Below are 18031 nucleotides of genomic sequence, written 5' to 3'. Positions count from 1 at the left end.
TGATTACCGCCGGGGGCGCGCGCGGGCGCGGGGCGGGGCCGGCCCGCGGGGGGGCCCCCCCGCCCCCCCGCGCCCGGCCCCGCCCCCGGGGGGGCCCCCCGCCGGGGGGGCCCCCCGCGTCCCCTTGTTCCGAGGGCGTCAAACGTGATCTGTTCGGCGGAAAATCCCCGGTCGCGCGGGGTGTCGCCGTGCTACAGTCGAGGCAGTTGCAGTTTTGGTTCCCATGAACGTGTATGTGCGCCTGCTGGTTCCAACCAACAGGCGCATTTGTTTTGTCCGGTGTTTCAGTCTCCGGATGGGGATCGCGGCTACTTGGGGATTCACGAGGTGTGGATCCCTGATGCCCCAGTTTTAGAGGAGACGGTTATGGCTACCGGCACCGTGAAGTGGTTCAACAGCGAAAAGGGCTTCGGCTTCATCGAGCAGGACGGCGGCGGCGCCGACGTGTTCGCCCACTACTCGAACATCCAGGCTCAGGGCTTCCGTGAGCTGTTCGAGGGCCAGAAGGTCGAGTTCGACGTCACGCAGGGCCAGAAGGGCCCGCAGGCCGAGAACATCCAGATCATCGGCTGACGTCAGCCCACGCTGACTCGCGAAGATCGCGAAGCGGGGGCCCCCCCCCCCCCCGGGGGGCCCCGTTTAATGCCCCCCAACGCCCGGGGGGCGGGCGCACCCCCCCCCGCCCCCCCCCCCCCCCCCCCCCCCCCCCGCGCGCGCCCCTCGCGACACAAAAACTGGAGCGCGGCCTCCGCCCCCCCCAGGGAGCGCGTCGGCGCGCGGGGCGGGGGCCCCGCCCCGGGGGGGTGCGGGCCCCTGTTCATGCCGCCGTACGGCCGGGGCGGCGGACTCACCCCCGACGGCCGACACGGCCCGCGACCCGCGGGCTGCCGACCGACGGACGGAGATCCCGTGACCACCCCTGCCCGCCCGCCCCGCGACCGCGGCGCCCGCACCACCGACCAGTCCCGCCGCACCGCCGGCGGCGGCGGCGACCGCTCGCGCAAGCCGCGCGGCCGCTCCGGCGCCCCCAAGCAGACCCGGACCGCCGCACCCGAGGCCGCCGACTTCACCGTCGTCCAGGGCACCCCGCCGCGCCCCCCGGCGGCCACCTTCGCCGAGCTGGACCTGCCCAAGGCGATCCTCTCCGCGCTCGGCCGCGAAGGCGTCACCGAGCCGTTCCCGATCCAGGCCGCCACGCTGCCCGACTCGATCGCCGGGCGCGACGTGCTCGGCCGCGGCCGCACCGGCTCCGGCAAGACCCTGGCCTTCGGCCTGCCGCTGCTCGCCCGCACCGCCGGCAGCCGCGCCGTCGCCCGGCACCCGCTGGCGCTCGTCCTGGTGCCCACCCGCGAGCTGGCCCAGCAGGTCACCGAGGCGCTCACCCCGTACGCGACCGCCGTCAACCTGCGGATCACCACCGTCGTCGGCGGCATGTCGATCAACCGGCAGGCCAGCGCGGTGCGCCGCGGCACCGAGGTCCTGGTCGCCACCCCGGGCCGGCTGGACGACCTGATCGGGCGCGGTGACGTCAACCTCTCCGACGTGGCGATCACCGTCCTGGACGAGGCCGACCAGATGGCCGACATGGGCTTCCTGCCGCAGGTCAGCAAGCTGCTGGAGCAGGTCGCCGAGGGCGGGCAGCGGATGCTGTTCTCCGCCACCCTGGACCGCAACGTCGACCGGCTGGTCAAGCGCTTCCTGACCGACCCGGTGACCCACTCGGTCGACCCGTCGGCCGGCGCGGTGACCACCATGGACCACCACGTCCTCCAGCTCGACCAGACCGACAAGGCCTCCGCCACCGCGCACATCGCCTCCCGCGACGGCCGCGTGATCATGTTCGTGCACACCAAGCACGGCGCCGACCGGCTGGCCAAGCAGCTGCTCGCCAACGGCGTGAAGGCCGCGGCCCTGCACGGCGGCAAGTCCCAGCCGCAGCGCAACCGGGTCCTCGACCAGTTCCGCGAGGGCCACGTCACCGCGTTGATCGCCACCAACGTCGCCGCCCGCGGCATCCACATCGACGGCCTGGACCTCGTGGTCAACGTCGACCCGCCGATCGACCACAAGGACTACCTGCACCGCGGCGGCCGCACCGCCCGGGCCGGCGAGTCCGGCACGGTCGTCACCCTCGTGCTGCCCGAGCAGCGCCGCGAGGTCAACCGGCTGATGACGGTCGCCGGCATCCGCCCGACCGTCACCAAGATCCGCCCCGGCGACGCCGACCTGACCCGGATCACCGGCGCCCGCACGCCCAGCGGCGTCCCGGTCACCCTGGCGGTGCCGGTGGCCCAGGCCGCCGCGGCCGGTCCGGCGGACGAGACGGCCGGCGGGCGCGCCGGGGCCAAGAACGGCGGCCAGCGCCGCCGCCCCGGCAAGCGCTCCGGACTGCCCACCGACGTCGACATGAACGGCAACCCGCGCCGCCCCCGCCCCAAGCAGCGGACGGGCGCCGCCACCCAGGGCGACCGCCCGCAGGCGGCCGGCTTCATCGGCCGCTCCTCCGGGCGCTCCAAGCCCGGCAGCGGCGCCAAGTCCGGCTCCAACTACGGGACCGGGCGCCAGCGCCGCACGTTCGACTGACGTCCGGAACCGAACGGCCCGGCGCCCTCTCACCACGAGGGGGCGCCGGGCCGTTCGGCGTTCCGGGGGCTGCGTACCCGGGTCTTCCGGGGGTCTTCCGGGGCCGGGGGTGTTCCGAGGAGCGAGGGCCGGAGCCGGAGCCGGAGCCGGGGGCCGCGGGAAAATGCCGTTCGGCGGGACCGCGCAGCTCAGCGCCCCGGACACCGGCAGAACCCGCCCAACTGCCGGTTGACGGCGAACCGTTCAGCCACGAAGCTCTCACGCATCCCACACACCTGCCGCACCGTCACCGCGGTGCGACCGGGCGTGGGCCGACGTGATTCGCCGACCGGAAGGACGACCCTCCCCATGCGCCGCACCTCCGCACTGCTGACCACCGCCCTGCTCGCCGGAGCCGCCGCCCTGGTGGCCCCCGCGACCTCCGCCCAGGCCGCCCCCGCCTGCTCCGCCTACGCGGCCGGCTTCAACGCCATGGGCACCTGTACCGGCCTCGACCCGATGCAGACCTGGTCCGTCACCGCCAACTGCCTCTACTGGAACACCGACCACACGATGCAGTTCTCCCGCCCCGCGTTCGGCGGGCTCGGGATCGGCGACGGCACCGTCTCCGCGTCCTGCGGCTTCGGCGACACGATCATGTTCCCGCGCGTCATGCTCGGCGCCGTGCCGCCGGCCGGCCCGACCGGCCAGATCACCGGCTACGCGAGCAAGTGCGTCGACGTGAAGGGCGCGAACTTCGGCAACGGGACCCCGGTCCAGATCTACGACTGCAACGGCACCTGGGCCCAGAAGTGGCGGATCGGCGTCGACGGTACGATCCGCGCCATCGGCAAGTGCCTGGACGTCTCGGGTGGCAACACCGGCAACGGGACCAAGGTCCAGATCTACGACTGCAACGGCACCGGCGCCCAGCAGTGGCAGGCCCGCCCGGACGGCTCGCTGCTCAACCCGCAGTCCGGCCGCTGCCTGGACGACCTGGGCTTCTCCACCGCCAACGGCAACCAGCTCGGCATCTGGGACTGCAACGGCGCCGAGAACCAGAAGTGGAACCTCCCGGCCTGACGGCCGGTCCGGTCCGCCGCCCCGGCACCCCGCCGGGGCGGCGCACCCCGCGTCAGACCGCCACGGCGGCCGAGGCCGGCGCCAGCGCGCGCAACCGCTCCTCCGACTCGGCGTCGCGCGGGGCCATCACGATCAGCTGCAGGCCCTCGGCGGCCAGCAGCACGTGCTGGTCGATCCGCACCAGGCCCACCGCCTCGTGCCGGATCACCTTCTCGGTGCCGGAGCGCTCGGCGACCTGGTGCTCCTCCAGCCAGGCGTCCGCCTCCGGGTACTCGCCGCGGACCTGCTGGATCATCCGGGCCAGGTGGCGCCCCACGGCCGTCGCCTCACCGCCGCGCTCGGCGTAGGCGGAGCGCAGCTGCGCCAGGAAGCGGCGGGCGTGTGCCTCCCAGTGCTCGACCCGGGCCCGGTGCACGGGGTTGCCGAACACCACCCAGGCCAGGTTGCACTCCTCCGGCGGCCGCTCGGTCAGGCCGAACAGTGCGTCCGCGCCCGGGTTCCAGGCCCGGATGTCCCAGTTGGCGTCCATCACGAACGACGGCGCCGGCCACTGCGCGTGCATCAGCCGCAGCAGCGGGACCGGGACGTCCCCCGGCGCGGCCACCTCGCCGTCCCGGGGGTGGCTGCCGGCCAGCCGGAACAGGTACGCCGTCTCCGCCCGGTCCAGCCGCAGCGTCCGGGCGAGGCTGGCCAGCACCTCCGGCGACGGGTGGATGTCGCGGCCCTGCTCCAGCCACGTGTACCAGGTCACCCCCACGCCGGCGAGCAGCGCCAGCTCCTCCCGCCGCAGCCCCGGGGTGCGCCGCCGCACCCCCGGCGCCAGCCCGACGTCCTGCGGCGTCAGCCGCGCCCGGCGGGTGCGCAGGAAGCTCGACAGCGCCGTCCGGCGTTCCCCGGCGTCGTCGACGTCCACCACGTCCACCATGTCCCCCGTCCTCCCTGGTAGTCCGACTACCAGTACTCCCACGCACTGCTGCGGCCCGCCCGTCCGCGCGAGGCTTGATCACGTCAACGGATCGCACGCGCAAGGGAATCCCGATGAGCAACCGTCAGCACCGTACCCTCCGCCGCACCCTGGTCGCGGCCGCATTCGCCGCGCTGCTCGGCACGGTCGGCACGCTGCCCGCCGCGGCGGCCGCCGACTGCCCGGCCCCGGCCGTGATCACCGGCCACGCGCCGACCCTGGTGCCCGAGTCGGGCGTCTGGGACGCCTCCCACCACCGCTTCCTGCTCGGCTCGCTGCGGCACGGCACCGTCTCCGCCGTCGGCACCGACGGGAGCGTGCGCACCCTGGTGCAGGACCCCGCGCTGACCGAGATCGCCGGCCTGCGGATCGACCCCGTCCACCACCGCGTCCTGGTCACCGACCTCGACAACGGCGTCGGCGAGCGCAGCAGCGCCGCGACCTTCGGGAAGATCGCCGGGATCGGCGCCTACGACCTGGACACCGGCCGGCGGATCTTCCACACCGACCTCGCCGCCGTCGCCGCCGACGGCGGCAACCACCTGGCCAACGACATCGCGGTCGGCCCCGACGGCACCGCCTACGTCACCGACTCCTTCGCCCCCGTCGTCTACCGGGTGGCGCCGGACGGCACCGCCTCCGTGCTGCTGCGCGACCCGCGGCTGGCCCCCGCCCCGGGCTCGTACGGCCTCAACGGCATCGTCCTGCGCGAGGGCCGTCTGGTCGTCGGCAAGTGGGACGACGGCACGCTGTGGCAGGTCCCGCTGTGGAACCCGGCCGCGGTGCGCCGGGTCGAGGTGGCCGGCGGCGCGTCCCTGCTCCACCTGGACGGCCTGCTCGGCCGCCCGGACGGCTCCGTCGCGGGCGTCACCAACGCCCTCCTGGGCGCCGGCCGGGACGCCGAGGTCGAACTGCGCTCGGACGACCACTGGCGCACCGCCCGCCTCACCGCCGTCCGGCCCTCCGTCGACGCCACCCCCACCGCGCTCCTCGCCGGCCCGACCGGCAGCCTCTACCAGCTCTCCGCCGGCCTCGCCGACGCCGTCGCGGGCCACCCGTCGGACGCCTTCACCCTGCGCCGGATCTGACCCGGCACCGCCCGGCACCGCACCGTCCGACGGCCCGGCCCCTCGCTCACCCGGGGGCCGGGCCGTACGCGATCCGGCCGGATCGGCCGCGCGTCCGGCCTGCCGGGGTCCGTCCCGGACCGTGTCGTACACCAATCCTCCGTGGACGGAGCGGTGGCGTGATCTTCACCCCTGCCCGTTGACCGTGAACAGGCGGTGCCCGATGCTTTCGCGCGGCCCGCGCAAACGTCACACCGTCATCACCGGTGCTTCACATGCGGGCCGGCCGGTTCACCCTCTCCGGAAGGACTCTCCCCGTGCGTCGTACCGTCACCCTGTTCGCCACCGGCCTGCTCGCCGGAGCCGCCGCGCTCACCGCGCCGGCCGCCGGTGCCGCCGAGAGCACTGCCCGGAGCGCGGCGTCCACCACCGTCCCGGGCCCGGGCGGCGTCGGGAGCTGCACCGTCACCGACGCCAACCCGGCCCCCACCGGCACCTGTACGGGCATCGACCCGCAGCAGACCTGGCGCGTCGTGGTCGGCTGCTCGGGCTACGACTGGAACAACCACGTGCCCATCTACTCGGGTTGGGCCAGCAACTGGGTCACCGGCAACACCAGCGTCGCCGCCGGCTGCATGTACCCGCTGATGCCGGGCGCCGGCCAGATCGAGTTCGGTCCGGCGGTTCCGGCGGGTGCGGTCGGCCGGATCACCGGGATCGCGGGCAAGTGCCTGGACGTGCGCGGCGGCAGCACCGCGAACGGGACGCAGACGCAGATCTGGGACTGCCTCGGCAACGTCAACCAGACGTGGAAGGTCGGGGCCGACGGCACCGTGCGGGCGGTCGGCAACTGCCTGGACGTCGAAGGCGGGCGCACCGGCAACGGGACGCTGGTGCGGACGTGGGAGTGCAACGGAAGCGGTGCCCAGAAGTGGCAGGCCCGGGCCGACGGCTCGCTCGTCAACCCGCAGTCCGGCCGCTGCCTGGACGTCCGGGACGTCTCCAGCGCGAACGGCGCGGTCCTGCAGATCTGGGACTGCTTCGGCGCCACCGCCGCCAACCAGGTCTGGCACCTGCCCGCCTGATGCCCGCGGCAGCCCCGTCCACCGGATCACCCCCACCCCCGAGGAGCCCCGCCATGCGTCGTACCGTCACCCTGTTCGCCACCGGCCTGCTCGCCGGAGCCGCCGCGCTCACCGCACCCGCTGCCGGAGCCGCCGAGAGCACCACCCCGAACACGCCGTCCGCCGGGGCCCAGGCCACCGGGAGCTGTTCCGTCGTCAGGAGCGGCAACGGTTACCTCGGCACCTGCACGGGCATCGACCCGCAGCAGACCTGGCGGCTCACGGTTTCCTGCCAGGGCTTCGACAGCAACGGGTTCCCCACCAGCATGGGTTCGAGCAGCAACTGGGTCACCGGTAACACCAGCGCCTCCGCGGGCTGCTTCTACCCGATGATGCCGTCCTACGGCTGGATCGTCACCGGCTCCCCCGTCCCGGCGGGCCCGGTCGGCCCGATCAGCGGCTACGCGAACAAGTGCGTGGACGTGCGCGGCGGCAACAGCGGCGCCGGCACCCCCGTCCAGATCTACGACTGCCTGGGCAACGCCGCCCAGACCTGGAAGGTCGGCACCGACGGCACCATCCGGGCCCTCGGCAAGTGCCTGGACGTCTCGGGCGGGAACACCGGCAACGCCACCCGGGTGCAGATCTACGACTGCAACGGCACCGGTGCCCAGCAGTGGCAGGCCCGTCCGGACGGCTCGCTGCTCAACCCGCAGTCCGGCCGCTGCCTGGACGACCTGGGCTACTCCACCACCAACGGCAACCAGCTCGGCATCTGGGACTGCAACGGTGCCGCCAACCAGAAGTGGAACCTCCCGGCCTGACCCACCCCCCCCCCGGGGGGGGGGGGGGGGGCGGGCGGGGGCGCGGGCGCGCCCGCGCCCCCCCGCCCCCCCCCCCCGTCGGTGCTTCAGCGCGCCGTCACCTGACGGAGTGGACGCAACCGGCTCGGTGCATTGCGTTTGCAACACGCTGAGGCTCGTGCATAGTGAGATCTACTGGAACGAGCGGTCCGCGGTCCGAGGAGCACATCGCCAGACACGGCGTGGACCCGGAGGAGGTCGAGGACGTCGTCTTCACCCGCCCTCACTGGTTCTCCGGCGGCCGGGCCGACACGATGCTCTGCTTCGGCGTGACGCGGGCAGGTCGTTACCTGTTGGTGGTTCTGGCGGACAGCACCACGGTGGCATCGGCGTGGTACTGCGCGACCGCGCGTGACATGACGGCTGTCGAACGGCGCCTGTTCCTCAAGCGGACGAGTTGAAGGTGGCAGATGACTGACAACGGTGCGGAGCTTGAAGCGATCGCCGAGTACTACGAGACGCACGAGCTGACCGAGGACGAGGTCATGAGCGCCGAGCCGGGCGAGCGGGCGACGGCGGACTCCGTGATGATCACCACCTCGCTGCGGCTGCCCAAGCCGGTGATGGACGAGGTGCGGCGGCGCGCGCGGGAACGGGGACTGAAGCCGACTGCCATCATGCGGGAGTGGATCGAGGCGGCCGTCGCCGACCTGGACGAACCGGTGCCGCTCAGCGTGATCACCGCCGCGGTCGCCGAGTACCAGCACCGCAAGGCGTCCTGACCGCTCAGGCCGTGAGTGCCGGGGTCGACCGCTCGGCGAGACGGGCCTCGTCGTGGCGCTCCAGCAGCAGGGCGGCCAGCTCCGGGGCGGCGCCCAGGACGTCGGCCAGGACGTCCGCCCCGTCGGCGGCCGCCGCGATGCGGTCCGGCAGGAGGCCGGGGGCCAGCAGGTACGGGGAGACGGCGGTGCGCTCGGCGCCGACGGCGCGCAGCGCGGCGAGGGCGTCGGGGACGCGCGGGCCGGCCGCGGAGGCGTAGGCGACCTCGACGGCGGCCCAGCCGCGGGTGCGCCGCCACTCGGCGGCGACCGCGCGGGTCGCGGCGTCGGCGGCCGGGTCGGAGGACCCGGCGGCGGCGAGCACGACGCCGGTACGGGCCCGGACCGCGGGGGAGGAGACGTCCAGGCCGGCCCCGGCGAGGCGGCGGTCCAGCGCCGCGAGCAGCAGCGGGGAGGGGCCGAGCACGTCCGCGACGGGCAGCCGGGAACCGGCGGCGCGCAGGGCGGCGGGGATGTCGTGCTTGGCGTGGAACGCCCGGTTGAGCAGCAGCGGGACGGCGACCGCGTCCGTCAGCCGTCCCACCACCTGCGGGATCCGCGGCGCGCAGTGGTCCAGGTAGGCGGTGGCGACCTCGACACCGGGCCGCCGGGCCCGCACCTCCTCGACGAGCGCGGCCACGGTCGCGGCGTGCCGCGGGTCGCGGCTGCCGTGGGCGATGAGGAGGAGGGCGGACATCAGCGGTGCCTCACTTGCCGGTGGCCAGCAGGCCGCGGTTGCGCAGCACCCGGCGCTCGACCGGGGTGAACACCAGCAGCTCGATGGCGATGCCGACGAACAGGATCAGGACGATGCCGAGCAGCACCCCGGACATGTCGGAGAACTCGCGCTGGTCCTCCAGGAACCGGCCCAGCCCGCGGCCCAGGTCGGGGGAGGAGGCGACCAGTTCGGCGGCCATCAGCGAGCGCCAGGAGAACGCCCAGCCCTGCTTGAGACCGGCCAGGTAACCGGGCAGCGCCGCCGGGATGAGCACGTGCCGGGCGCCCGCCAGGCCGGTCGCGCCGATGGTGCGCCCGGCCCGCAGGAACAGCGGCGGCACCTGGTCGATGCCGGCGACCAGCCCGTTGGCGATCGACGGGACGGCGCCCAGCAGGATCACCGCGTACATCATCGAGTCGTTGATGCCGAGCCAGATGACCGCGGCCGGCACCCAGGCCACCGAGGGCAGCGACTGCAGGCCCTGCAGCACCGGCCCGATCGCGGTGCGCACCGGCCGGACCCGGGCGACCACCAGCCCGATCGGGGTGCCGATCACGACGGCGAGCAGGAAGCCGGACAGGCCGCGCCAGACGCTGGTCCAGATGATCGAGAACAGCGTGCCCTGGTACCAGAGGTCCTGCGCGGAACGCCACACGTCCGCGGGGCTGGGCAGCTTGTACGAGGACGTGACGTGCAGGCTGTACGCGCCCTGCCACAGCGCGAGCACCACGAGCACGCCGATCAGCGGCGGCAGCGCCTTGGTCCGCAGCGCCTCGCCGAGCGAGCCGCGCTGCGCGGTGACGGAGTCGAGCGCGTCCAGGCCCGCACCGACGTCGGCACTGTCGCTCGTGCCCGTCCCGCCGGTGCGGGCCGCGTCGGTCTTGTCCAGGACGGGGGTGGTGTCAGTGCTGGCCATGGCGACGGATCTCCCCACGCAGTTCTTCGGTGATCTCTATGGACAGGTCGGCGACGCCCGCGGACTCGATGCGGCGCGGCTGCGGCAGGTCGATCCGCCACTCCCGGGCGACCCGGCCGGGGCGGGAGGAGAGCAGTACGACCCGCTGGGCCAGTCGCACGGCCTCGCGCACGTTGTGGGTGACGAAGAGGACGGACAGCTGCCGCTCGGCCCAGATCCGGGTGATCTCGTCGTGCAGCACGTCCCGGGTGATGGCGTCGAGCGCGGCGAACGGCTCGTCCATCAGCAGGACCTTGCTGCCCTGGGCGAGTGCCCGGGCCATCGCCACGCGCTGGCGCATTCCGCCGGACAGCTCGTGCACCCGCTTGCCGTACGAGCCCTTCAGGCGGACGAGTTCGAGCAGCCGCTCGGCCTCGGCGCGGCGCTCGGGGCGGGGCACACCGGCCAGCTTGAGGGCCAGTTCGATGTTCTTCCCGGCGGTGAGCCAGGGGAACAGCGCGTGCTCCTGGAACATCAGGGCGGGGCGGCCGCCGGGCACCTCGATGCTGCCGGCGGTCGGCTCGTCGAGGCCGGCGACCAGGTTGAGCAGGGTGGACTTGCCGCAGCCCGAGGCGCCGAGCAGGGTGACGAACTCGCCTGGCGCGACGTCGAGCGTGATGTCGTCCAGGACGTGGGTCTGCGCGCCGGGGCGGCCGAAGGACTTGTGCACGTGCGAGATCCGGACGGCGGGCGCGCCGCCGTGGGCGTCGGCGCCGGGGGCGTCCGCCGAGGTGGTCAGTGCCGAGGTCATCCGGGCACCTCCTGGTGAGTGGTCTGCGGGGCTGCGGGTCGGGGCCGGGGCCCGGGCCCCGCCCGTCCCGGTGGGCATCGATCGGGGATCGACCGGGAGGACGGGGGCCGGACCGCGGAGTCGTCGGCGAACGGCTTTTCGGTGGGCGCTACTTGGCGCCGAGACCGGCGTCCGCCACGGCGGCCTGGCCCTGGGCGGCGAGGACCTTGTTCAGCAGGGTGAGGTCGTAGATGCCGTTCAGGTTGGGCTTCTTGAGGAGCCCGGCGGTGACGGCGTGGTCGGCCTCGGCCTGCAGGGTGTTCGCCAGCGGGTCGTCCAGGAAGTCGATGTCGGCCCAGGCCGGGTCGAGGATCGCGGGCTCCAGTGCGTTGCCGGCGTCCTTCTTGATCGCCTCGTTGGCGTCGGCCTTGGCCTTGTCCGGGTCGGCCTTGATGAAGGCGTTGGTCTTCACCGAGCCGCGCAGTACGGCCTCCACCACGTCCGGGTGTTCCTTGAGGAACTTCTGGGAGACGATGATGTTGGTGATCACGAACTTCTTGTCCGGCCAGACGTCCTTCTCGTTGAGCAGGACCTTCGCGCCGAGCGTGACCAGCTTGGAGGCGGTGGGCTCGGGCACCCAGGCGCCGTCGACGGAGCCGGACTTGTAGGCGTCGGGGGTGACCTTGTTGTCGGTGCGCACCACCGAGACGTCGCCCGCGCCGGAGGCCGCGTCGACCTTGTAGCCCTTGCCCGCGAGGTAGTTGAGCAGTGCCACGTCCTGGGTGTTGCCCAGCTGCGGGGTGGCGATCTTCTTGCCCTTGAGGTCGTCCAGGGAGGAGACCTTGTCCGGGTTGACCACGAGCTTGACCCCGCCGGAGGCCGAACCGCCGATGATCTTCAGCGACTTGCCGTCGGACTTGGTGAAGCCGTTGATCGCCGGGGAGGGGCCGATCCAGCCGATGTCGATCGAACCGGCGTTGAGCGCCTCGATCTCGGCCGGGCCCGCGTTGAAGACCTGGGTCTTGATCTGGGTGGCGCCCAGCTCCTTCTGGAAGAAGCCCTCCTGGAGGCCGACCAGCGGGGTTCCGTGGGTCAGGTTGGCGAAGTAGCCGATCTTCACGGAGTCGGCGGAGAGCTTCGTCCCGGAGTCCCCGGCGGTGGCGGCGGCGCCGGCCTTGCCGTCGGCGGACTTGTCGGCCTTGGAGCCGTAGCTGCAGGCCGACAGCAGGGCCACCGCGGTCAGACCGGCCGCGGCGGCCGCCGCGGTGCGTCTGATCCGGCCGGCGTTGGGGCGGGTGCGCCCATGGGAGGAGGTGCGGCGCGAAGGGGCCTGGTTCGGTGCCATGGTGAGTCCTGTTCGCGGACGGACCGTCAGGAGGCGGTCTCGGTACGGAAGATGCGGAAGGTGGTGCGCGCGGCAGCGGAGTGCCGGGGCAAGCCGGGCGGCTGTGGGGGAAGACAGCCCGGTGACAGGGCGTTCTCAGCCCTGTCGGCCCGCACATCGGGTCAGGCCGCCCTGGCCGCTGCCGAGGACGCCGCTGCCGATGCGGCCGCCTTCCTTGTCCATGCCCGAGAACGCCTCGCTGGGCATCAGACCCAGTCCTCCTCTTGGGGTGCGTCGGGTGCGTCGGTGGTGCGTACGGTCTCGAAGGCCTCGCCCGCCATGCCGGCGGTGAGGGTGGTGCCGTCGGCCGGGTCGATCAGGAGGAACGAGCCGGTGCGACGGTTGTCGGTGTAGGTGTCGAGCGCCAGCGGTTCGGCGGTGCGCAGCACCACGTGGCCGATGTCGTTGACGTTCAACCCGTCGGCGCCGGAGCGCTGTTCGAGGGTGTCGATGTCGATGCGGTAGGAGATCTCCTTGACGAGCGCGCGCACGGTGCGGGTGGTGTGCTTGAGCAGCACCTTGTCCCCGGCGCGCAGGGGGCGCTCGTTGAGGTGGCTGACGGTGGCCTCGATGTCCTTGGTCGGCGCGGGGGCCGGGCCGGCGGCGAGCAGGTCGCCGCGGGAGACGTCGAGGTCGTCGGCGAGCCGGACGGTGACGGACTGCGGGGCCCAGGCGATGTCGGTCTCGCGGCCGAGCGCGTCGATGCCGGCGACGGTGCTGGTGTGTCCGGAGGGCAGGACGGTGACCGGGTCGCCGACGCGCAGCACGCCGGAGGCCAGCTGGCCGGCGTAGCCGCGGTAGTCGGGGTGTTCCTCGGTCTGCGGGCGGATCACGTACTGCACGGGGAAGCGGGCCGGTTCGGCGCCGGGGTCGCTGCCGACCGGCACCGTCTCCAGGTGTTCCAGCAGGGTCGGTCCGCCGTACCAGTCCATCTGCGCGGAGGGTTCGACGACGTTGTCCCCGGCGAGGGCGGAGATCGGGACGGCGAGGACGTCCTGGACGCCGAGCGAGGCGGCGTAGGCGGTGAACTCGGCGGCGATGGCGGCGAAGACGGGCTCCGCGTAGCCGACGAGGTCCATCTTGTTGACGGCGAGGACGACGTGCGGCACGCGCAGGAGCGCGGCGACGGCGGCGTGCCGGCGGGTCTGCTCGACGACGCCGTTGCGGGCGTCGACGAGGACGACGGCGAGTTCGGCGGTGGAGGCGCCGGTCACCATGTTGCGGGTGTACTGCACGTGCCCGGGGGTGTCGGCGAGGATGAACCGGCGCCGGGGGGTGGCGAAGTAGCGGTAGGCGACGTCGATGGTGATGCCCTGCTCGCGTTCGGCGCGCAGGCCGTCGGTGAGCAGTGCGAGGTCGGGCGCCTCCTGGCCGCGCTTGCGGGAGGCGTGCTCGACGGCTTCCAGCTGGTCGGCGAGGACCGACTTGGAGTCGTGCAGGAGGCGGCCGACCAGGGTGGACTTGCCGTCGTCGACGGAGCCGGCGGTGGCGAAGCGCAGCAGCGAGGTGGCGGTGTGCTCGATGGTCGTGCTCATTAGAAGTACCCCTCGCGCTTGCGGTCTTCCATCGCGGCCTCGGACATCTTGTCGTCGGCGCGGGTGGCGCCGCGCTCGGTGAGGCGGGAGGCGGCGATCTCGGTGATCACGGCCCGGATGGTGGTGGCGTCGGAGTCGACGGCGCCGGTGCAGGACATGTCGCCGACGGTGCGGTAGCGGACCAGCCGCCGTTCGACCGGCTCGCCGTCCTTGGGACCGCCCCACTCGCCGGCGGTCAGCCACATGCCGTTGCGGGCGAAGACGTCGCGCTCGTGGGCGTAGTAGATCTCGGGGAGCTCGATGCCCTCGCGCTCGATGTACTGCCAGACGTCCAGCTCGGTCCAGTTGGACAGCGGGAAGACCCGCACGTGCTCGCCGACCGCGTGCCGGCCGTTGTACAGCGACCACAGTTCGGGGCGCTGGCGGCGGGGGTCCCAGGCGCCGAACTCGTCGCGCAGCGAGAAGACGCGCTCCTTGGCGCGGGCCTTCTCCTCGTCGCGGCGGCCGCCGCCGAAGACCGCGTCGAAGCGGTTCTTCTCGATGGCGTCGAGGAGCGGGACGGTCTGCAGCGGGTTGCGGGTGCCGTCGGGGCGCTCGCGGAGCACACCGCGGTCGATGAAGTCCTGGACGTGGGCGACGTGCAGGCGCAGGTTGTGCTCGGCCACGACGCGGTCGCGGTAGGCGATCACCTCGGGGAAGTTGTGCCCGGTGTCGACGTGCAGCAGGGAGAAGGGGACCGGCGCCGGGTGGAAGGCCTTGAGCGCCAGGTGCAGCATGACGATGGAGTCCTTGCCGCCGGAGAACAGGATCACCGGGCGTTCGAACTCCCCCGCGACCTCGCGGAAGACGTGCACCGACTCGGCCTCCAGCGCGTCCAGGTGGGACAGCGCGAAGGGCCCCCCGGAGGTGCGGTCGGGGTCGTCGGTGCGGACGGGACGGTCGGTCGCGGTGGTCATGCGAGTCCCTTCTCGGTCAGGAAGGCGTGCAGCTCGGCGGCGGAGTCGGCCACCTCGCGGCCCCGGGTCTGGATCCGCAGCTCCGGGTTCTCCGGAGCCTCGTACGGGTCGTCCACGCCGGTGAGACCGGAGATCTCGCCGGCGGCCTGCTTGGCGTAGAGGCCCTTGACGTCCCGCTCGGCGCACAGCTCGACCGGGGTCGCGACGTGGATCTCCAGGAAGTCGGTGCCGGCCGCGGCGTGCCGATCGCGCACGGCGGCGCGGGAGTCGGCGAAGGGGGCGATCACCGGGGCGAGCACCTTCACGCCGTTGGCGGCGAGCTTCTCGGCGACGAAGCCGATCCGGGTGACGTTGGTGTGCCGGTCCTCGCGGGAGAAGCCGAGGCCCTTGGAGAGGAACTCGCGGATCTCGTCGCCGTCCAGGACCTCGACGCGGTGGCCCTCGCCGCGCAGCCGCTCGGCCAGTGCGAAGGCCAGCGTGGTCTTGCCGGCGCTCGGCAGCCCGGTCAGCCACACGGTGGCGCCGCGCTCGCAGGGGGCGACCGCGGGGGCCGCCTCTGCGGTCCCGTCGGCTGCCAGGGCGTGAACTGTCACGGGTTCTTCCTTACGTGGGGGGTGGGGGCTGGTCAGAGGTGGATGCCGCACTCGGTCTTGCCGGAGCCGGACCAGCGGCCGGCCCGGGCGTCCTCGCCCTCGGCGGGCTTGCGGGTGCAGGACAGCGGCGAGCAGCCGACCGAGGTGTAGCCCTCCCACAGCAGCGGGTTGAGCAGCACCCCGTTGGCGGCGACGTAGGCGTCCACGTCCTCCTGCGTCCACCGGGCGATCGGCGCGATCTTGACCTTGCGGCGCTTGGGGTCCCAGGAGACCACCGGGGTGTTCGCCCGGGTCGGCGACTCGTCGCGGCGCAGCCCGGTCGCCCAGGCGTCGTACCCGCCGAGGCCGCGGTTCAGCGGCTCGACCTTGCGCAGCGAGCAGCACAGGTCCGGGTCGCGGTCGTGCAGGTGCGGCCCGTGCTCGGCGTCCTGCTCGGCCACGGTCCGCAGCGGGGTGAGCGTGATGACGTTGACCGGCATGGTCGCGGCCACCGCGTCACGGGTGCCGATGGTCTCCGGGAAGTGGTAGCCGGTGTCCAGGAACACCACGTCCACGCCGGGGAACACCGAGGAGGCGAGGTGGGCGACGACCGCGTCCTCCATGGAGGAGGTGACGCAGAACCGCTTGCCGAAGGTGTCGGCGGCCCACCGCAGGATCTCCTGCGGGGTCGCCTCCTCCAGCTCGTGGCCGGCCCGGACGGCCGCCGCCTCGTGGTCAGTCGTGGTGCCGCTCATCGGACGTACCCCCGTGGTTGGTCGGTGACAGCAGGCCGAGGAACTTCAACTGGAAGGCGCGGCGGCACCCGTGGCACTCCCAGGCGCCGTGCCCGGCCTCGGACGGGCGCAGGTCCTCGTCCCCGCAGTAGGGGCAGAAGAAGGGGGCTGCTCGCTCACTCATGGCCGGCTCCGTTCCGTCCGTCCCGCTCCGTCCGCCGGTGTCGCCCGTTCACGACAGCTGCTCCTCGCTCGCCCGGGCCGTCCACTGGGCGAAGCGCTCGCCCTCGGTGCGGTCGGCCTGGTAGCGGGTCAGCAGGCGCTCGACGTAGTCGGGCAGGCCGGCGCTGGTCACCTTGAGGCCGCGGACCTTGCGGCCGAAGCCGGCCTCCAGGCCGAGCGCGCCGCCGAGGTGCACCTGGTAGCCCTCGACCTGCTCGCCGTTCTCGTCGGTGACCAGCTGGCCCTTGAGGCCGATGTCGGCGACCTGGATGCGGGCGCAGGCGTTCGGGCAGCCGTTGATGTTGATGGTCAGCGGCTCGGCGAACTCCGGCAGGCGGTGCTCCAGTTCGTCGATGAGCGTGCGGCCGCGCTCCTTGGTCTCGACGATGGCGAGCTTGCAGAACTCGATGCCGGTGCAGGCCATGGTGCCGCGGCGGAACGGCGACGGGGTGACCCGCAGGTCGAGCGCCTCCAGGCCGGCCACCACGGACTCGACGTGCTCCTCGGCGATGTCGAGGACCAGCATCTTCTGCTCGGCGGTGGTGCGCAGGCGGTCGCTGCCGTGGGCGGCGGCGAGGTCGGCGATCTCGCCGAGCAGCTTGCCGTCGACCCGGCCGACGCGCGGCGCGAAGCCGATGTAGAACCGGCCGTCCTTCTGCCGGTGGACGCCGACGTGGTCGCGCCAGCGGGCGGCGGGCTCGGCGGGGGCGGGGCCGTCGACCAGCCGGTACTTCAGGTACTCGTCCTCCAGCACCCGGCGGAACTTCTCCACGCCCCAGTCGGCGACCAGGAACTTCAGCCGGGCGCGGTTGCGCAGGCGGCGGTAGCCGTAGTCGCGGAAGATGCCGATGACGCCGCCGTAGACGTCGGCGACCTCGTCCAGCGGGACCCAGGCGCCCAGGCGCACGCCCAGCTTCGGGTTGGTCGAGAGTCCGCCGCCGACCCACAGGTCGAAGCCGGGCCCGTGCTCGGGGTGGACCACGCCGACGAAGGCGACGTCGTTGATCTCGTGCGCGACGTCCAGCAGCGGGGAGCCGGAGACGGCGGACTTGAACTTGCGGGGCAGGTTGGAGAAGTCCTTGTTGCCGATGAAGCGGCGCTGGATCTCCTCGATGGCGGGCGTGCCGTCGATGATCTCGTCCTCGGCGATGCCGGCCACCGGGGAGCCGAGGATGACGCGCGGGGTGTCGCCGCAGGCCTCGGTGGTGGACAGGCCGACGGCCTCCAGCTTCTGCCAGATCGCCGGGACGTCCTCGATCCGGATCCAGTGGTACTGGATGTTCTGGCGGTCGGTCAGGTCGGCGGTGCCGCGCGCGTACTGCTCGGAGACCTCGGAGACCGCTCGCAGCTGGGCGACCGTCAGCCGGCCGCCGTCGATGCGGACGCGGAGCATGAAGTACTCGGCGTCCAGCTCGTGCGGGTCCAGGATCGCGGTCTTGCCGCCGTCGATGCCCTCCTTGCGCTGGGTGTAGAGCCCCCACCAGCGCATCCGGCCGCGCAGGTCGGCGGGATCGATCGAGTCGAAGCCGCGGTGCGCGTAAATCGTCTCAATACGTGTCCGCACGTTGAGACCGTCGTCGTCCTTCTTGAACTGCTCGTTGGCGTTCAGAGGAGTGTGGTGGCCCATGCCCCACTGGCCCTCGCCACGGTGGCGGGTCACCTTGCGGGCCGCGGCGGGGCGGCGCGCGGCGGGGCTGTCGGCCGTGGGCTCGACGGTCTCGGGGGAGGTGGCCATGGTGAAGTCCTTCGGGGCAGGTGGCGCTGGTGCCGGGTGGTCGCGGGGGCGTGCTCAGCCGTGCGGTGCTGCTCTGACCTGCGGGTTTCTCAGGACCGGAAGACAGTGACCGAGGCCGTGGCGGGCGCC

General features: G+C 73.2%; 19 protein-coding genes. 8 read left to right on the top strand and 11 right to left on the bottom strand.

The window, feature by feature from the left end; all coding sequences use genetic code 11:
• Positions 1-366 precede the first annotated feature (366 nt).
• The 3 genes from ACFV0O_RS25280 to ACFV0O_RS25270 all read left to right on the top strand — a co-directional run bounded on the left by ACFV0O_RS25280 (position 367) and on the right by ACFV0O_RS25270 (position 3645).
• Entirely contained in the window at positions 367-573 is a 207-nt protein-coding gene (locus tag ACFV0O_RS25280) for a cold-shock protein (RefSeq protein WP_030060364.1), read from the top strand.
• A 246-nt stretch (positions 574-819) separates the two neighbouring features.
• Positions 820-2583, top strand: a complete 1764-nt coding sequence (locus ACFV0O_RS25275) for a DEAD/DEAH box helicase (RefSeq protein ID WP_380345527.1) — start codon at positions 820-822, stop codon at positions 2581-2583.
• A 348-nt stretch (positions 2584-2931) separates the two neighbouring features.
• A complete protein-coding gene (locus ACFV0O_RS25270) occupies positions 2932-3645 on the top strand; it encodes a ricin-type beta-trefoil lectin domain protein (RefSeq protein WP_380345525.1) in 714 nt (237 codons plus the stop codon).
• Positions 3646-3697: 52 nt separating this feature from the next.
• On the opposite strand, the gene ACFV0O_RS25265 is transcribed toward ACFV0O_RS25270, so the two are convergent.
• On the bottom strand, positions 3698-4570 hold the full coding sequence (locus ACFV0O_RS25265) for a helix-turn-helix transcriptional regulator (RefSeq protein ID WP_360264812.1): 873 nt from the start codon (positions 4568-4570) through the stop codon (positions 3698-3700).
• A gap of 113 nt (positions 4571-4683) precedes the next feature.
• Between ACFV0O_RS25265 and ACFV0O_RS25260 the strand changes: the two genes are divergently transcribed.
• The 5 genes from ACFV0O_RS25260 to ACFV0O_RS25240 all read left to right on the top strand — a co-directional run bounded on the left by ACFV0O_RS25260 (position 4684) and on the right by ACFV0O_RS25240 (position 8325).
• Complete coding sequence (locus tag ACFV0O_RS25260) at positions 4684-5697, top strand: hypothetical protein (RefSeq protein WP_380345523.1); 1014 nt, start codon at positions 4684-4686, stop codon at positions 5695-5697.
• 296 nt (positions 5698-5993) lie between these two features.
• Positions 5994-6761, top strand: coding sequence for a ricin-type beta-trefoil lectin domain protein (locus ACFV0O_RS25255; RefSeq protein ID WP_380345521.1), 768 nt, complete (start codon positions 5994-5996; stop codon positions 6759-6761).
• A gap of 53 nt (positions 6762-6814) precedes the next feature.
• The gene (locus ACFV0O_RS25250) at positions 6815-7564 is read left to right on the top strand and encodes a ricin-type beta-trefoil lectin domain protein (RefSeq protein ID WP_380345519.1); all 750 of its coding nucleotides are present in this window, start codon (positions 6815-6817) and stop codon (positions 7562-7564) included.
• 221 nt (positions 7565-7785) lie between these two features.
• Complete coding sequence (locus ACFV0O_RS25245) at positions 7786-8004, top strand: hypothetical protein (RefSeq protein ID WP_380345518.1); 219 nt, start codon at positions 7786-7788, stop codon at positions 8002-8004.
• 9 nt (positions 8005-8013) lie between these two features.
• The gene (locus ACFV0O_RS25240; protein WP_380345516.1) at positions 8014-8325 is read left to right on the top strand and encodes a hypothetical protein; all 312 of its coding nucleotides are present in this window, start codon (positions 8014-8016) and stop codon (positions 8323-8325) included.
• A 4-nt stretch (positions 8326-8329) separates the two neighbouring features.
• Here the strand turns inward: ACFV0O_RS25240 and ACFV0O_RS25235 are convergent, their stop codons facing one another.
• The 10 genes from ACFV0O_RS25235 to ACFV0O_RS25190 all read right to left on the bottom strand — a co-directional run bounded on the left by ACFV0O_RS25235 (position 8330) and on the right by ACFV0O_RS25190 (position 17902).
• A complete protein-coding gene (locus ACFV0O_RS25235; protein WP_380345514.1) occupies positions 8330-9058 on the bottom strand; it encodes a sirohydrochlorin chelatase in 729 nt (242 codons plus the stop codon).
• Positions 9059-9068: 10 nt separating this feature from the next.
• Positions 9069-9995, bottom strand: a complete 927-nt coding sequence (locus ACFV0O_RS25230) for an ABC transporter permease (RefSeq protein WP_360264828.1) — start codon at positions 9993-9995, stop codon at positions 9069-9071.
• Positions 9982-10785 carry an ABC transporter ATP-binding protein gene (locus ACFV0O_RS25225; protein ID WP_360264831.1) on the bottom strand — a complete coding sequence of 268 codons (804 nt, stop codon included), beginning with the start codon at positions 10783-10785 and terminating at the stop codon, positions 9982-9984. The genes ACFV0O_RS25230 and ACFV0O_RS25225 overlap by 14 nt, the downstream gene beginning before the upstream one ends.
• Positions 10786-10933: 148 nt before the next feature.
• Positions 10934-12109 carry an aliphatic sulfonate ABC transporter substrate-binding protein gene (locus ACFV0O_RS25220; RefSeq protein ID WP_380345512.1) on the bottom strand — a complete coding sequence of 392 codons (1176 nt, stop codon included), beginning with the start codon at positions 12107-12109 and terminating at the stop codon, positions 10934-10936.
• Positions 12110-12354: 245 nt separating this feature from the next.
• A complete protein-coding gene (locus tag ACFV0O_RS25215; protein ID WP_380345510.1) occupies positions 12355-13683 on the bottom strand; it encodes a sulfate adenylyltransferase subunit 1 in 1329 nt (442 codons plus the stop codon).
• A complete protein-coding gene (cysD, locus tag ACFV0O_RS25210; RefSeq protein ID WP_380345508.1) occupies positions 13683-14639 on the bottom strand; it encodes a sulfate adenylyltransferase subunit CysD in 957 nt (318 codons plus the stop codon). The genes ACFV0O_RS25215 and cysD overlap by 1 nt, the downstream gene beginning before the upstream one ends.
• Entirely contained in the window at positions 14636-15217 is a 582-nt protein-coding gene (cysC, locus tag ACFV0O_RS25205; protein WP_380345600.1) for an adenylyl-sulfate kinase, read from the bottom strand. The genes cysD and cysC overlap by 4 nt, the downstream gene beginning before the upstream one ends.
• A 47-nt stretch (positions 15218-15264) precedes the next feature.
• Positions 15265-15966: a phosphoadenylyl-sulfate reductase gene (locus ACFV0O_RS25200; RefSeq protein ID WP_380345506.1), complete on the bottom strand. Its 702-nt coding sequence runs from the start codon at positions 15964-15966 to the stop codon at positions 15265-15267.
• Entirely contained in the window at positions 15947-16129 is a 183-nt protein-coding gene (locus ACFV0O_RS25195; protein WP_360264846.1) for a hypothetical protein, read from the bottom strand. The genes ACFV0O_RS25200 and ACFV0O_RS25195 overlap by 20 nt, the downstream gene beginning before the upstream one ends.
• Positions 16130-16177: 48 nt before the next feature.
• Positions 16178-17902: a nitrite/sulfite reductase gene (locus tag ACFV0O_RS25190; RefSeq protein WP_380345504.1), complete on the bottom strand. Its 1725-nt coding sequence runs from the start codon at positions 17900-17902 to the stop codon at positions 16178-16180.
• Between the last annotated feature and the right edge of the window lie 129 nt (positions 17903-18031).

Origin of the sequence: Kitasatospora sp. NPDC059577 (genome assembly GCF_042735475.1) — a bacterium.
Classification (GTDB): domain Bacteria; phylum Actinomycetota; class Actinomycetes; order Streptomycetales; family Streptomycetaceae; genus Kitasatospora.
Note: the sequence above shows the minus strand (reverse complement) of the source record. Positions and strands in the feature narration are given on the sequence as shown.

What these genes read in the sequence shown, in the direction of transcription:
- ACFV0O_RS25250 (WP_380345519.1), top strand. Translation starts at nt 6,815, where the DNA reads ATGCGTCGTACCGTCACCCTGTTCGCCACCGGCCTGCTCGCCGGAGCC.
- cysD (WP_380345508.1), bottom strand. Translation starts at nt 14,639, where the DNA reads ATGACCACCGCGACCGACCGTCCCGTCCGCACCGACGACCCCGACCGC.
- ACFV0O_RS25195 (WP_360264846.1), bottom strand. Translation starts at nt 16,129, where the DNA reads ATGAGTGAGCGAGCAGCCCCCTTCTTCTGCCCCTACTGCGGGGACGAG.
- ACFV0O_RS25190 (WP_380345504.1), bottom strand. Translation starts at nt 17,902, where the DNA reads ATGGCCACCTCCCCCGAGACCGTCGAGCCCACGGCCGACAGCCCCGCC.
- ACFV0O_RS25280 (WP_030060364.1), top strand. Translation starts at nt 367, where the DNA reads ATGGCTACCGGCACCGTGAAGTGGTTCAACAGCGAAAAGGGCTTCGGC.
- ACFV0O_RS25275 (WP_380345527.1), top strand. Translation starts at nt 820, where the DNA reads ATGCCGCCGTACGGCCGGGGCGGCGGACTCACCCCCGACGGCCGACAC.
- ACFV0O_RS25270 (WP_380345525.1), top strand. Translation starts at nt 2,932, where the DNA reads ATGCGCCGCACCTCCGCACTGCTGACCACCGCCCTGCTCGCCGGAGCC.
- ACFV0O_RS25240 (WP_380345516.1), top strand. Translation starts at nt 8,014, where the DNA reads ATGACTGACAACGGTGCGGAGCTTGAAGCGATCGCCGAGTACTACGAG.
- ACFV0O_RS25220 (WP_380345512.1), bottom strand. Translation starts at nt 12,109, where the DNA reads ATGGCACCGAACCAGGCCCCTTCGCGCCGCACCTCCTCCCATGGGCGC.
- ACFV0O_RS25260 (WP_380345523.1), top strand. Translation starts at nt 4,684, where the DNA reads ATGAGCAACCGTCAGCACCGTACCCTCCGCCGCACCCTGGTCGCGGCC.
- ACFV0O_RS25200 (WP_380345506.1), bottom strand. Translation starts at nt 15,966, where the DNA reads ATGAGCGGCACCACGACTGACCACGAGGCGGCGGCCGTCCGGGCCGGC.
- ACFV0O_RS25265 (WP_360264812.1), bottom strand. Translation starts at nt 4,570, where the DNA reads ATGGTGGACGTGGTGGACGTCGACGACGCCGGGGAACGCCGGACGGCG.
- ACFV0O_RS25235 (WP_380345514.1), bottom strand. Translation starts at nt 9,058, where the DNA reads ATGTCCGCCCTCCTCCTCATCGCCCACGGCAGCCGCGACCCGCGGCAC.
- ACFV0O_RS25225 (WP_360264831.1), bottom strand. Translation starts at nt 10,785, where the DNA reads ATGACCTCGGCACTGACCACCTCGGCGGACGCCCCCGGCGCCGACGCC.
- ACFV0O_RS25230 (WP_360264828.1), bottom strand. Translation starts at nt 9,995, where the DNA reads ATGGCCAGCACTGACACCACCCCCGTCCTGGACAAGACCGACGCGGCC.
- ACFV0O_RS25215 (WP_380345510.1), bottom strand. Translation starts at nt 13,683, where the DNA reads ATGAGCACGACCATCGAGCACACCGCCACCTCGCTGCTGCGCTTCGCC.